General features: G+C 69.8%; 11 protein-coding genes. 3 read left to right on the plus strand and 8 right to left on the minus strand.

Translation table 11 applies throughout. From position 1 onward, the window contains the following. The coding region (locus tag PMI01_RS05465; RefSeq protein ID WP_007664948.1) for an AraC family ligand binding domain-containing protein at nucleotides 1–366 on the minus strand (366 nt) is incomplete at its 3' end. A 91-nt stretch (nucleotides 367–457) separates the two neighbouring features. Here PMI01_RS05465 and PMI01_RS05470 point away from each other — a divergent pair. Beyond that, nucleotides 458–1,516, plus strand: coding sequence for an aromatic ring-hydroxylating dioxygenase subunit alpha (locus tag PMI01_RS05470; protein WP_007664951.1), 1,059 nt, complete (start codon nucleotides 458–460; stop codon nucleotides 1,514–1,516). Between the two features lie 168 nt (nucleotides 1,517–1,684). Here PMI01_RS05470 and radC read toward each other — a convergent pair whose 3' ends face one another. The 7 genes from radC to PMI01_RS05505 form a co-directional block, all read right to left on the minus strand. After that, nucleotides 1,685–2,425 (minus strand): RadC family protein, encoded by a 741-nt coding sequence (radC, locus tag PMI01_RS05475; protein ID WP_007664956.1) that lies wholly within the window; start codon nucleotides 2,423–2,425, stop codon nucleotides 1,685–1,687. A gap of 147 nt (nucleotides 2,426–2,572) precedes the next feature. Then, complete coding sequence (locus tag PMI01_RS05480) at nucleotides 2,573–2,875, minus strand: DUF4326 domain-containing protein (RefSeq protein ID WP_007664958.1); 303 nt, start codon at nucleotides 2,873–2,875, stop codon at nucleotides 2,573–2,575. Between the two features lie 174 nt (nucleotides 2,876–3,049). Beyond that, a complete protein-coding gene (locus tag PMI01_RS05485; protein WP_007664960.1) occupies nucleotides 3,050–7,297 on the minus strand; it encodes a strawberry notch-like NTP hydrolase domain-containing protein in 4,248 nt (1,415 codons plus the stop codon). A gap of 107 nt (nucleotides 7,298–7,404) precedes the next feature. After that, the gene (locus PMI01_RS05490) at nucleotides 7,405–7,701 is read right to left on the minus strand and encodes a DUF7673 family protein (protein WP_035034798.1); all 297 of its coding nucleotides are present in this window, start codon (nucleotides 7,699–7,701) and stop codon (nucleotides 7,405–7,407) included. A gap of 141 nt (nucleotides 7,702–7,842) precedes the next feature. Then, the gene (locus PMI01_RS05495) at nucleotides 7,843–9,834 is read right to left on the minus strand and encodes a ParB N-terminal domain-containing protein (RefSeq protein ID WP_007664964.1); all 1,992 of its coding nucleotides are present in this window, start codon (nucleotides 9,832–9,834) and stop codon (nucleotides 7,843–7,845) included. 76 nt (nucleotides 9,835–9,910) lie between these two features. After that, nucleotides 9,911–10,813: a DUF7146 domain-containing protein gene (locus tag PMI01_RS05500; RefSeq protein WP_007664968.1), complete on the minus strand. Its 903-nt coding sequence runs from the start codon at nucleotides 10,811–10,813 to the stop codon at nucleotides 9,911–9,913. A 175-nt stretch (nucleotides 10,814–10,988) separates the two neighbouring features. Continuing rightward, nucleotides 10,989–11,270, minus strand: coding sequence for a hypothetical protein (locus PMI01_RS05505; protein WP_007664971.1), 282 nt, complete (start codon nucleotides 11,268–11,270; stop codon nucleotides 10,989–10,991). Nucleotides 11,271–11,433: 163 nt separating this feature from the next. On the opposite strand from PMI01_RS05505, the gene PMI01_RS05510 reads away from it, so the two are divergent. After that, nucleotides 11,434–11,682, plus strand: coding sequence for a helix-turn-helix domain-containing protein (locus PMI01_RS05510; RefSeq protein ID WP_035034795.1), 249 nt, complete (start codon nucleotides 11,434–11,436; stop codon nucleotides 11,680–11,682). Beyond that, nucleotides 11,682–13,016, plus strand: coding sequence for a type II toxin-antitoxin system HipA family toxin (locus PMI01_RS05515; protein WP_007664977.1), 1,335 nt, complete (start codon nucleotides 11,682–11,684; stop codon nucleotides 13,014–13,016). The genes PMI01_RS05510 and PMI01_RS05515 overlap by 1 nt, the downstream gene beginning before the upstream one ends. Nucleotides 13,017–13,332: the final 316 nt, after the last annotated feature.

A 13,332-nucleotide genomic window follows, 5' to 3' on the forward strand; every position in this document is an offset into this window, starting at 1 on the left:
GCCCGCCGCCACCGGCTCGGCGACGTCGCGCAGGCAATCGGCGCGAAAGCCGTCGGACAGGCTGATGACGATCGCGTCGGTGCGCGCCTCGACCTCGAAGCCGTGCACCACGCCGGCCGGCATCAAGGTCAAGGCGGCCGCCGGCAGGTCGACCTCGTCCTGCTCGAACCGGTAGCGACCCGAGCCGTGGCTCCACAGGGAGATCTGGTGCAGGTGGGCGTGGCGATGGGGACGCACCTGCCCGTGGTGGACATCGACCCGGTCGCGCATGCGCTCGACGTGCACGAACCGCAAGTCCACCGCGCGCGGCGCCTCGCCATAGATATCGAAGAAGGGCACGTCGGCGGCGGCGCTCGGCGATCGCATTTTGAGAAACTGGTCAGTGCTTTTGGCAAGTTCGCCTGTCGGAACGCCCCAGCATAGGCACACTGACGGAAAATTTGGGGAGTGAATGATCGTGTTCTTGAAAAATTGCTGGTACGCCCTGGCCTGGAGCCATGAGGTCCAAGGCGCCGGCTTGCTGGCCCGCAAGGTTATTGGCCAGCCCCTGGTGGCCTACCGCACGGAAGGCGGCGAGGCCGCCGTGCTCATCGACCGCTGCAGCCATCGGTTCGCGCCCCTGTCGCTGGGGCGACGGGAAGGCGACACCCTGCGCTGCATGTATCATGGACTGGTGTTCGACACCCAAGGCGCCTGCGTCCTGGAGCCCGGGCGCAAGCGTCCCAGTCCCAACATGGCGATCCGGTCCTACCCCGTCGTCGAGCGCTACAAGCTGATCTGGGTGTGGATGGGCGAACCCAGCCTGGCCGATCCGGATCTGGTTCCCGATTGCCACTGGCAGGACGACCCGGCTTGGCGGTCGATCCCGGCCTATATCCACTACAAGGCCGACTACCGCCTGATCATGGACAACCTGCTGGACTTCTCCCACCTGTCGTTCGTGCACGAGAACACCCTTGGCGGCTCGCTGGCGATCGCCGAGACCGCGCCGCTGATCGAGCAGATCGACAAGACCGTGCGCATCACCCGTTGGTACAGGAACGAGCCTGACCTCGCGCCCTACCTCAAGGGCGTCGCCGAGATCCAGGGTCCGATCGACCGGTGGAACATCTACGAGTGGCACATGCCGGGCAATGTGCTGAACATGGATTCGGGCAGCGCGCCGGCCGGAACCGGGGCCCCCGAAGGACATCGTGTTCCCGAGGCCCTGCAGTTCCACGCCACCCAGATCGTCACCCCCGAGGACGGCAAGAACAGCCATTTCTTCTGGTCCTACGGCCACAACTTCAATCTGGACGACGCGGTCCTGACCGATCGCCTGGCCGGCCGGATCCTCGAAGGGTTCGAGGAGGACAAGGTGATGATCGAGGCCCAGCAGCTGGTGATCGACCAGGCGCCAGACGATGCGAGGATGGGCTATATTCTGGTCGACGCTGGCCTGGCGCGAGGCCGTCGGTTGTTGGAGCGGCTTCTGGCCGAGGAACAGCAAGGCCTCGCGGTCCCGGCCGAACACTAGACGAGGCCGCCTTGGCGCGAGGCTGCGGCTCGGCCCAACGGCATCGAAAATCGGCGCCGGGCGGCCCTGAGCTGGCGATGGTCACCTCCTCGCGCGCCCACACCGCCCGGCCCGTCGACCGGGCCGGTGTGGCGGGCGCAAGCCGAGCCCGTCGCGGGCAAGAGAGCGTCACATCAGGCCCTCGCTCTTCAAGCTGAGCACCCTGGCGCCGCCGACGATCATGTGATCCCAGACATGGAGGCCCAGCATCTTGGCGGCGTCGGCGATGGTCTTGGTCATCTCCAGGTCCTGGCGCGACGGACTGGGATCCCCGGACGGGTGGTTATGCACCAGGATCATGGCGCTGGCCCCCAGCTCCAGGGCCCGCCGCAGCACCTCGCGCGGATAGACCGGCGCGTGGTCGACCGTGCCTTGGCCCAGGCGCTCGCTGGTCAGCAGTTGGTTCTTGCGGTCCAGGAAGATGACCCAGAACTCCTCGCGCGGCAGGCCGGCCATCAGGGTCTTCAGATAGATCTGCACCGCGCTGGACGAGCTGAGCGGTTGCCGGCCGGGCAGGGCGGCGGCGGCCACGCGCACGGCGGTCTCGCGCAGGAGCTTCAGATCAAAGACCGCCTCTTCGCCGACATGGCGTCCCAACTCGGCGCGATCGGCGGCCAGCGCGGCGGCCAGACCCCCAAAACGCGCGATCAGGGCGTCGGCCGCCGCGCCGGCATCCTCCTGGCCGGCCCGGGCCAGGTGCAGCTCCAGCACTTCGACGTCGTGCAGCACATGCGGGCCATGGCGGCGCGCGATGGACCGCACCCGCGCGGTGCGGTCCATCAGGTCGAAGCGCATCAGGGTGGCGGTCTCGGCCACGGCGGGGTCGAAGGGATCAGGTTGGGTCGTCGAAAGGGTCGGGGAGACGGACATGGCGCCCTCGGCGCTGCCAGCGCCGGACCAAGCTCCGGATCGCTCGCCCCGGTTCCCCTCCCTTTTCCTCCAGGCCCGGGCCGGTCCGACGAGCCAGCGGCCCAAACCCCGAACCGGCTTCGCCCGCCGCCGCCGCCCTCGCGGACCTTACCGCCGCGTCGCTCGCCACCAGGCCACCAGCGCGTCGCGCGAGCCATTGGCCAGTCGCAGCAGCAAGTCGCCGTGACAGGCCGCCGGCGCGCAGAAGCACACCAGATCCTTGCCGCGCAGTTCATCGAGCCGCCGCAGCAGATCATGCTGATCCGCCAACCAGGCGGCGTGCGACGCCACCACCTGGGCCCGATCGCCGTCCGGCCCGATCCGGAACGGATTGCCCCACGCGCTGCCTCGCCCGATGTAGACGGCCTGGGCCGGCGTTCCGCTCATGTGCTTGTTGAGGACCTTGCTCATCGCCTTGCTCCTGAAATCGCCGCTCACCGCGAGCCGCGTCCTCGCCGGAGCTGGCGCCGGGGCCCCATCCGTCACCGAGGCGTCCGAAGCGCGCCTCGGGCAACGGCTTGCCCGTTGACGGATGGGGTGGCGCCGCACGATCGCAAGACGTGGCGCGCCTTGCCCCCCTTGGCCTTACGCCGCCGCCAGGATGGTCTGGGCCGGCCACTTGGCTAGCACCGCGCTCAGCGCCGCCGCCTTGTCCGTCGGCACGAACACTCGGGGCTGATAGTTGATGATCTCCACGAAGCAGCCGAGTTGGACGAAGGCCTGACGCTGGGCGGCGGCCCCGACCACCTCGATCCGCCAGCGATCCATCACCCTGGCGCGCCTCAGCCACAAGCCCTCGGTCAGGGACAGGGACGCGCCTTCGTCGAGGATCATGCGTCGGGCGACGGCGCCGTCGCCGAGCGCCTGGGCGGTGTCGGTCAGTCCCAGGGCGATCTTCAGGGCGGGCACTTGGCCAGGATCCAGAACCCGGCCCAGCCAGCGCCGCCCGTCGGGCGCCTTCAGGCGCCGGACCGTCGCCTGCTTGCTGGGAAGGCTCGACCACACCGGAAGCAACAAGCCCGTGACCAGCGCCATCTCCCGCGAAACCCACGGATCGGCGGCCGCGAGCTCGGCGGCCCAGGCCGCCCGCCACGCCGTCTCGTCGACCGGCTCCCAGGCCGACTCCTCGAACGCCTTGAGCGGGGCGATCGTGCGCTTCTCGGGCCGGATCAGGCGCACGGCCTGGATCAGGCGGTCGTTGTCGTCGGTCGTGGTCAGGCCCTGGACGACCAGGGCCGCGCGACCCGACTTGGTGTTGACCGCCATCAGCAGGGCGACCGGGTCCTGGCCGGCCAGGGCCTTGTCGGCCGAGATCAGGTCTCGCCGCGTGCGGACGGCGAACCGCACCAGCCGGGTCTCGGCCCGGGTGGCCACATCGGTGCGAAGGACTTCCTCGTCCAGCACCTCCAGATCGTCGGCGACGATGTCCTCCATGCCCCGATCCAGCGCGCCCGAGGCGGCGGCCCGCTCCAGTATGCCCGAGAGGATGGCGTCGAAGGCGGCGAACAGGCCGTTCTGGTCCTCGATCCGCAGGGCCAGCAATCGATTGAGGAAGGTGTTCATCGGCGGCATGTCGTCCGAACCCTTGAGGTTGCCCTCATGGTCGAGCAGCGACAGCCCGGTCTTGGCCTCAAAGGCTTCCCGGCTCATGGCCTCCACCTGGCCCATGAACAGCGCGATATAGAAAGCCTGCAGCGCCCGATGCGCCCAAGGGCTTTCCAGATTGTCCTCGGGCCGAAAGAGCCCGTTGCCCGCCGAGCGCCGCTCTCCGCGGGTCAGGGCGCCCAGACTGTCCAGGCGCCGGGCGATGGTCGACAGGAAGCGCTTTTCGCCATGGATGTCGGTCGTCACCGGCCGAAACAGCGGCGCGCTGGCCTGGTTGGTGCGGTGCGAGCGGCCCAGGCCCTGGATCGCCGCGTCGGCCCGCCAGCCCGGTTCGACCAGATAGTGGGCGCGCCGCTGCTGGTTGGCCGCCGCGAGATCGGCGTGATAGCTGCGCCCGGTGCCGCCGGCGTCGGAAAAGATCAGCACGCGCTTCTTGCCGGCCATGAAGGCGTCGGTTTCGGCGCTGGCCGCCGAGGCGCTGCGCCGCTCGACGACTTTTCGCCCGCCATGTGTGACCACACGGCGGGCGCGGCCGGTGATCTCGGCCACCATGTCCGGTCCCAGGGCCTCGAGCACCGCGTCAAGCACGCCCGGAACGGCCGGAAGGCAGGCCAGATGGGCGACGGTCTCGTCGCGCAGGCCCAACGCCGCCTGGCTGAGCACCGGCGCGCCGTCCTCGAACAGGGGGACCAGGGTGATCTCGCCGCCCTCGCCCTCGACCTCGGTCATGGCCTGCACCGGGAAGGCCGACATCAGATAGTCGAGCACCTGGTCCTTGGGCGTCAGGTCGATCGAAAGGTTGTTCCACTCCTCGACCGGGATCTGGGCCAGCTTGCGCTCCATCACCGCGGCGTTGGTGGAGACCACCTGCACGACCGCCGAGCGATCGCTGGCCAGGTCGTCGCGGATCGCCGCGATCAGGCTGGGCGTCTTCAGACCCGCCAGCAGGTGGCCGAAGAACCGAAGCTTGGCCCCCTCGAACGCCGACATCACCGCCGAGGCGGCCTGGCCACTGCGAACCTTGCCCTCCTCGTCGATCACCCCGGTGGCCCGCAAGGCCGCGCGAAGGTTGCGATGGATCAGTTGATAGGCGTCGGCCCAGCCGTTCCAGATCTCCACGTCCTGGTCGGTGAGCCGATGGCCCAGCGCCTCGTATTCCACGCCGTCGAACGACAGGGAGCGGGCGATGTAGAGGCCCAGGGCCTTCAGCTCGCGGGCGATCAGCTCCATCACCGCCACGCCGCCGGTCTCGATGGCGTCGAGGAAGGTTTCGCGGTTGACGAACGGCGCCTCGACTCCACCCCAGAGCCCCAGGCGCGACGCATAGGCCAGGTTCTCCGGCGTGGTGGCGCCCGTGGCCGAGACATAGAGGACGCGAGCCTTGGGCAGGCGGTTCTGCAGCGCCAGGCCGGCCATGCCCTGGAGCGAGGCCTTCTTGGGACCCCGCGCGCCCTTGCCGCCGCCGGCGGCGTTGACCATGGCGTGCGCCTCGTCGAAGACGATCACCCCGTCGAAGTCCTCGCCAAGCCAGGCGACGATCTGGTCGAGCCGCGAGGCCCGCGTCCCGCGCGCCGGCTGGCGCAGGGTGGCGTAGGTCGAATAGAGGACGCCCCGGTCCAGCCGGATGGCGTCGGCCTGCTTCCAGGAGCCTTGCGGGACGATGTCGCTGGCCGCGCCGCCGATCGCCGCCCAGTCGCGGCGGGCGTCTTCGAGCAGGGCGTCGTTCTTGGACAGCCACACCGCGCGGACCCGGCCCTGGGCCATGTTGTCGACGATGATTCCGGCGATCTGCCGGCCCTTGCCGCAGCCGGTGCCGTCGCCGAGGAAGAAGCCCCGCCGAAAGCAGACGGCCTGGGGCGTGTTGGCCTTCACCGACAGGGCGACATGGGCGGCCTCGCCGATCTGCCAGGCCCCCGGCAGCATGACCGCGTGGGCCTCGCCGGCATAGATCACCGTCTCCAGCTGCGCGTCCGAAAGGCTGCGCTCCTGAAGCAGCCGCGCCGGCAGGATCGGGCGGTAGGTCGGGGCCGGCGGCGCCACCGAAGCCATCGGCCGCGACTCGACCAGGGCCGAGGGATGGGGCGCGGCGTCGTCGATCGCGATGCGGCCCAGGCGATAGGCCTGGTAGAGGCCCACGTCCTGGCCCTCGCCGTTCCAGTCGACGATCCGGTAGTCCAGCGGCACGACCTCTTTGATCAGGCCAAGGCGCCCGGCGGGGGTCGCCAGGGCGCGGGCGCGCGGCGCCAGCGCCGCCCCTTGCGAGACGGTGACGAACCGCCGGGGCTTGGCGGTCGCGCGTGCGCTGACCGCCGCGGCGGCCTTGGCGGCGTCGGCGAGGGTTTCGGCCGCGACCAGGACGGCCGGCGCGCCGGCGCCCGGCCCGCGGTCGATCACCAGCAGCCCCGTATCGACCGAGGTCCCGTGCCCGGCATAGGCCCGGGCCCAGAACGCGATGCGGGCGACGACCGCGCCCTGGCGCGACAGGCGCGACAGCGCCGTCTCGTCCTCCAACAGACGGGCCGGAACGATCGCGGCCATCCGGCCGCCGTCGGCCAGGACCTCCAGCCCCGCCTCGAGATGAGCGGCCAGCGCCTGGAACGGCGGATTGACCACCACGGCGTCGAACGACCCGGAGGCGGTCAGCAGGTCTTTCAGGTGGACCGCGTCGTGGCGCGTGCGCGGCGCCTGAACGAAGAGCCCGTCCAGCAGACCGGCCCGGCCGTCGGCGAGCTCGTTGAGCGCGAGGTCCGCGCCGCAGGCCTCGGCCAACACCGCCAGCAGGCCGGTGCCCGCCGACGGCTCCAACACCTTGTCGCCGGGCCGCACCTGGGCGGCCAGGACGGCCAGCGCGCCAAGCTCGGGCGGCGTGGAGAACTGGTCCAGCGCCACCTGCTCTTCGGAGCGGCGGGTCTGGGTCGGGGTCAGGGCCGAGAGGCTGGCGAGCAGCGCGCAGATCTCGGCCGGCGCGTCCTCCAGGCGCGCGACCTGTGGGGCCATGCGCCGGATCTGCAGCACCAGCGCGGCCTCGACGGCGTCATAGGCCTCGCGCCAGGTCCAGGCGCCATCGACGTCGGCGCCGCCGAACGCCGTGGTCATCACCCTGGCGATCAGCTTGCGGTCCAGGGGCCGCGAACGATTGAGCTGGGCGGCCAGGGCGCGGGCGGCGGCGAGCAGATTGGCCGAGGCGTCGGCCGAGCTGGCGGCGAACAGGGGCAGGGAAGCGTTCATGGCGGGGCTCTGGCTCACCCGCCGCGGAGGGCTCCTCCCTCCAGACCCGACGGGCTCGTTCCGCCCGCCTTCCTCACTTCATCCTTTGCGCCGCGCCGGCCGCCGCGTCAGTCGGCCAAGGCCTGGTCCGGCCGCCAACGCCGCACCAGGGCCTCGATCTCGGCGCGGTCCATCACCACGTCCGGATAGACATTGTTGCGGGCGACGAAGGCGAACACCTGGATCATGTCGCCAGCGGCCAGATCGTCGAGCAACCACAGCTGGGTCAGGTCGAAACCGCCCAGGTCGCCGGCGTTCCACCAGGCCAGCAGGAAGTCGGCCGCCGCCTTGCTGGCCCCGGTGTCGTCCATGGCCAGGGCCACCAGCCGGCTCAGGGCGATCTGCGTCTCCTCGTCCATCGGCATGGCGCTGTCGCTTTCGTTCAAATCCCTGGCGATCACACACATCGCGCCAAGTCCGTCTGGTGGCCAATCTAGCGGCCAAGCCTTGCTCGCCGCCAGCCCAACGCAAGTCGAGCCCCCGCCGATCGGCGAGGGCTCGTGTTGTCAGGCCGCCGCGGCGCTCGCGGGCGTCGTGGTCAGCGGGGCCGCCGGCTCGGGCGCCGGCTCCGCCTGGCCTCCGGCGTCATCGTCCGCTTCAGTCTCGATCGGCGCCGTCCAGGCCAGGGCTGAAGGGGTCCATTGGCGCTCGGCCGCCGCCTCGGCCACGAAGACGACCAGTTCGTCCTTCTTCAGGCCCGTGGCGCGAGCGTCCTCCACGCCCATCTCCGCCAGCATCGCCAGCAGTTGCGCCTTGGAGTGGACGGCCAGGAACGCCTGGTCGGGCGTCCAGTGGAGGCTGAGGTCCGCGTCGCAGAGGGCGGCGATCTCGGCGGCTTCGGCCCGGGCCCCATGTCGCACCAGGCTCGTGCGCGCCTCGCGGACATCGAGGGTGACCGCGACGAGTTCGGCCAACAACGCCATCTTCTCGCCGTGGGCCAGAGCGTCGACGAAGGCGACCGGCCGCAGTCCCGAGGCCAGATAATCCTCCCGGCGCGCCTCCAGTCGGGCGCGAACCTCGCCGTCGAGCGCCGGGTGGGCCGACAGGGCGCCGCGCTTGTAGCGGGTCGCCGCCAGGGTCAGGGCCGATTCCCCCTGATAGACATGGGTCTTCAGGGCCAGGAGCTTGAACAGCTGAGCCAGGAGCGCGGTCAGGGCCGCGCCGGGATGGTCGGCCAGATCCCGGATCAGGCCCCGCGTGGCGATGTCGGTGCGGGTCTCATGCAGGCTGTGACTGGCCCCCTGGACCATGACCACGGCCTTGGGCGTGACCAGCTCGACGACCGGGTCGACCTCGTCGTCATCGCCTTCGTCCGGCGTGTCGTCGTCGTCCTCTTCGACCTCGGGCGCGGGCGCGGCGTAGAAGGTGACGTCGACGCCAAGATCGGCGCTGGGGCTCAGCAGCACGGCCCCCAGGGTCAGGTCGCTCAGGGCCGACTGGGCCAGTCGCTGGCGGGCGGCCAGGACATTGGCGACCAGATCGACGGCCCGATCACCGGCCAGCCCGGCCTGGCGCAACACCGCCGTCTCCTCGTCGAGCAGGGCGCGCGCCTCGGTTCGAGCGGCCTTCTGCGCCTCGGTCAGGTCGCCATGATAGACGTAAGGCAGGCTCTCGAAGCCCTCGGGCGCGCGGTAGCCGCTGTCGGGTCCGACATAGACCGCCAAGCCCTGCGCCTTGAAGGCCTCGATCACCGGCGCGATGCGCGCGCGCCATTGGGCGTCGAGGATCTCCGGATCCAGGACCTTGTCGGGAAGCTCGCCGAAGAGATCGGAGACCAGCCGGCCGCCAGCCTCCCCGTATCGCGCGGCGCCGACGAGGCCAAAGCGGCCGTCCTCGACCGTCACCTGGCCCTCGCTCAGCAGGGTGCGCAGCTGATAGTCCTGGAAGTGGCCGTCCAGGGCGGTCTGGGCCAACTGCTCCTGCTGGGTCTTGTCGGCGACCCGCGCGAACCCGCGAACCTGCTTGAGGGTGAGCTTGCCCTGGCGTAGGGCGACCAGGACGTTGGGATGGACGCCCGACAGGGCCTCCAGCCGCTTGATCTCCAGCTCCGAATAGCCGAGCGATCTGGCGATGAAGGCGGTGTCCATCTTGGCTTTGCGGAACTTGCCGATGGCCATGATGATCGAGGCGATGTGCACGGGGGCGTGCTCGGCGTTGGGCAGGACGATGGCCGCGGCCTGGGCCGCCTTGTCGGCGGCCAGGATGCAGTCGATCTCGTAGTCGGGGCCGATCACCCCGCGATCGAGCAGCAGGAGCAGCGCCATCCGACGGCGGCGCCCATCCAGGGCCATGTATTCGAGTTCGGAACGGCGGCCGGGCCGGACGATCGGCGGGATCAGCACGCCGGCCGCGGCGATGGTGTCGGCCAACTGCGGGATGCCGTCGTCGGCTGGCTCATCGAACCGCAGGTTCTCGGGAGCCAGGCCAAAATGGTCCAGGCGAATGCGGATGCGGCCGTCGGCGGGCGTCAAGGCGACGGCGGAGGAAGAACGGGACATGGCGGAGGATCCAGCGCCGCCGGCCAGGGTCATCCTGCCGTTCGGGCGCACCCGCCCGGACCCTCACTCTCACCTTTCAACCCCGGCCGCCGAACGTCTGGACCCGGGCCGCATCGAGCTCGTTCCAATCCCCGAACCGCGCCGGCGGCAGAGCGATCCTCGCACGGACACCGTCCGCCTGAAGCCTCTGGGCCAAGGCTCGCGCCGAGGCCTCGCCATCGCGTCCCCGATCGGCCGCGATCAGCACCGAACGCACCCCGTGCGGCGGCCGCCAGAACCGAAGGTTGGAGGTCGACAGCAACGCCCAGGCCGGCAGGCCAAAGCGGCGGCGCGCCGAAAGGGTGGTGAAGACGCCCTCGGCCACCAGCAGGTCCTCGGCGGCCGGGTCGAACCGGACCGCGCTGCCCGGCGGGATCAGCCCCACCGTCTTGCGCGGCAGGACCAAGCCCGCCGCGCGCCGCCCGTCTGGACCCAGATAGGTGATCTCCACGGCGCAGATCTCGCCGGTGGGATCGCGAACGCCCGCCAGCAGGGCAGGGCGGGTTGTCGATCCTGGTCGATAGACCGAGACGGGGGCCAGGCCGTGGTGACGCAACGCCTGGTCGCCGGGCGGCGGTTCGAGCACGCCTCGAAGGCGGCAGTGACGTTCGGACAGGGCGCCGGCGATCGGGCGGGCGCTTGCCCACAGCGCCGCGGCGGTCTGTCGTCGACGCTGGCGCGCGACGCTGTCCGGGGCCGGTGCATCGAAACCCCGGCGCTCGCCGTTCGGTTCATCGCCCAGCAGGCCGCGCGCCCGAAGGTCGTCCCGCACGATCCGCCAGTCTCCGCCGCCGAAGGCGTGGATGATCAGCCGCCCGTCGCGCTCGAGCAGCGACACCGAGCGATCATGGCGACTATGGCCCGGCGCGGGAATGTTGGCGCGGCGGCCGCCGGCGTAGAGGTCCCCGCCCAGGACGCGGACGATGGTTTTGAGGGACATGATCAGGCTCCACCGATCGCTGCCTGCGACCGCCCGAACCCGAGCCCTCACTCCAAACTTTGCGCCGGCCCAAGACTTGGGCCATGACGAAGAGACCGAAATTCTCGATATTCTTCAAGGATATAGATAGTCATTCCGGTCGCCGGAAGACCGCCGCCGCGATCCTGCTGGGTCGCTAGGCAGGCGTCAAAAGTTTGGAAAAACCGAACCCGGCGGCGTTTTTTTTGAGCGGCGAGCGCGCCGTCCAGATTTCTTTTTGAGAAATCTGGCAGTTTTTTTTGACGTCGCCGGCCGTCCGCGTGAACCGCGAAGTCCACGGGGTGTGGACCTCGAAGGTTTTTTTAAAAGCCTTGCGGATCGACCGGCAGCGTTCCCAGGCGCCATCGAGATCGGCCAGGCCGCTGATCACGGCGGCGGCGATCGTCACGACGGCGAGCAGGGCTTCGACCAGGCTCATCGCTCCATCCTAGAGCCGGACGGGCGATCGGCAAGGCGGTCCGCGCGGGCCGCCAGATTACGCCACACCGTATAACGCATATTTATACGCAGCATCGGATATTTCAACGATATACGCCGACCCGTATATTGACTTCATATACGCTCTTCCGTATATGCAGCCCATGGACCTGATCGCCCGAAACGAAGCCCAGCTGGCGGCCAGCCTTCGCCGCTTTCGCAAGAAGGCCGGCTTGACCCAAGCCGACGTCGGCCGCGCCGTGCAGATGCGCCAGGCGACGATCTCCGAGCTGGAGGCCGGTTCGGGCGCCAAGCTGGAGACCCTGTTCGCGGTCTTGAGCGCGCTCAATCTCGAGCTGGTCGTCCGCCCGCGCGACGCGAACGCCGACATCGCGCTCGAAGACCTGTTCTGATGGCCAGGCGGCCTCGCCACGCGCCGCTGGCGGTCTATATGAACGGCCGCCGGGTGGGGACCTTGCGCCGCGAACCCAGCGGCGCCGTCGACTTCACCTACGATCCTGGCTGGTTGGCCACGCGCGGCGCCCTGCCGGTCTCCCTGTCGCTGCCGCTGCGCGAGGACCGCTATATCGGCGCGCCCGTCATCGCCGTCTTCGACAACCTCCTGCCCGACAATGTCGAGATCCGCGCCAAGATCGCCGGCAAGGTCGGCGCCCAGGGCGTGGATCCCTACAGCCTGCTTGCCGCCCTGGGCCGCGACTGCGTCGGCGCGCTGCAGTTCCTGCCCGAGGACGCGGCCCCGCCGATCGCCGGCCAGATCGAAAGCCAACCGGCGTCCGACGCCGACATCGCCCGGATCCTGGCCAATCTGGCGCGCGCGCCGCTCGGTCTGGAAGCCGACGACGACTTTCGGATCTCCATCGCGGGAGCTCAGGAGAAGACCGCGTTCCTGCGACGGGGCGGCCAGTGGCTTCGACCGCTCGGCGCCACGCCGACCACGCACATCTTCAAGCCGGCGATCGGCCAGTTGCCCAATGGCCTGGATCTCTCCGACAGCGTCCAGAACGAGTATCTCTGCCTGACCTTGACGGCGGCTTGGGGGCTGCCCAGCGCCAAGGTGGAGATGGCCCAGTTCGAGGACCGCTGGGTGCTGATCGTCGAGCGCTTCGATCGGATCGAGGCCCGCGACGGGCGGCTCCTGCGCCGGCCGCAGGAAGACTTCTGCCAAGCGCTCTCCACGCCCTGGGTGGGCAAGTATGAAACCGACGGCGGACCGGGCGTCCTCAAGGGCCTCGATCTGCTGGCCGCCAGCGACGAACCGACGCACGATCGCCTGACCTTCCTCAAGTCCCAGATCGTCTTCTGGCTGCTGGGGGCCACCGACGGCCACGCCAAGAATTTCAGCGTGTTCCTGCAGCCCGGCGGCGGCTTTCGCCTCACGCCGCTCTACGATGTGCTGTCGGCCGAACCCAGCCGCGCCGCGCGCCAGATCGAACCCAAGCAGATGAAACTGGCCATGGCGGTCGGCGACAGGCGCCACTACCGCGTCGGCGACGTGGCGCCCCGCCACTTCGTCCAGACCGGCCTCGCAGCGGGGATCGCCAGCGACGCGGTCCAGTCGCTTCTGGGCGAGTTGGCGGAAGCGGGTCCGGCCGCGCTCGACCAGGTGCTGGCCGATCTGCCCAGGGGTTTTCCCAAGGCAATCAGCGGCCCGATCGCGCAAAGCGCCCGCGCCCGCCTTGGCCAGATCGCCCGCTACCTGCAAGCCGCGACCCCCTCGGCCCGGTGAACCCGGACGGGTTTCACTGGAACGTTCAGTTTCACCGCGTGCTGAAAATCGACCGACGACTGAAACCGCCGCCATGCCTTCCCAATCCGCTCACGCTCGCACGCGTCTCGATGACCCACCGAGACGCAGGACGCGCCTACGGTGAAACCTTCCCCATAACTTTCAGTCGATTAGACGATCTCCAAGAGGGCCCGCGTCGAGCCGCCTTCTCCCCAACGAGGACGGTGATCCTAGAGCGCCAACCTCAACCCCACCCGCACCACGCGCGGCGCCGCATAGCCCGCCACGCCATCGGCCGTCCGCGAGGTCTGGATGT

Source organism: Caulobacter sp. AP07 (genome assembly GCF_000281955.1).
Classification (GTDB): Bacteria; Pseudomonadota; Alphaproteobacteria; order Caulobacterales; family Caulobacteraceae; genus Caulobacter.

What these genes read in the sequence shown, in the direction of transcription:
- PMI01_RS05480 (WP_007664958.1), bottom strand. Translation starts at nt 2,875, where the DNA reads ATGAGCAAGGTCCTCAACAAGCACATGAGCGGAACGCCGGCCCAGGCC.
- radC (WP_007664956.1), bottom strand. Translation starts at nt 2,425, where the DNA reads ATGTCCGTCTCCCCGACCCTTTCGACGACCCAACCTGATCCCTTCGAC.
- PMI01_RS05500 (WP_007664968.1), bottom strand. Translation starts at nt 10,813, where the DNA reads ATGTCCCTCAAAACCATCGTCCGCGTCCTGGGCGGGGACCTCTACGCC.
- PMI01_RS05495 (WP_007664964.1), bottom strand. Translation starts at nt 9,834, where the DNA reads ATGTCCCGTTCTTCCTCCGCCGTCGCCTTGACGCCCGCCGACGGCCGC.
- PMI01_RS05515 (WP_007664977.1), top strand. Translation starts at nt 11,682, where the DNA reads ATGGCCAGGCGGCCTCGCCACGCGCCGCTGGCGGTCTATATGAACGGC.
- PMI01_RS05490 (WP_035034798.1), bottom strand. Translation starts at nt 7,701, where the DNA reads ATGCCGATGGACGAGGAGACGCAGATCGCCCTGAGCCGGCTGGTGGCC.
- PMI01_RS05485 (WP_007664960.1), bottom strand. Translation starts at nt 7,297, where the DNA reads ATGAACGCTTCCCTGCCCCTGTTCGCCGCCAGCTCGGCCGACGCCTCG.
- PMI01_RS05510 (WP_035034795.1), top strand. Translation starts at nt 11,434, where the DNA reads ATGGACCTGATCGCCCGAAACGAAGCCCAGCTGGCGGCCAGCCTTCGC.
- PMI01_RS05505 (WP_007664971.1), bottom strand. Translation starts at nt 11,270, where the DNA reads ATGAGCCTGGTCGAAGCCCTGCTCGCCGTCGTGACGATCGCCGCCGCC.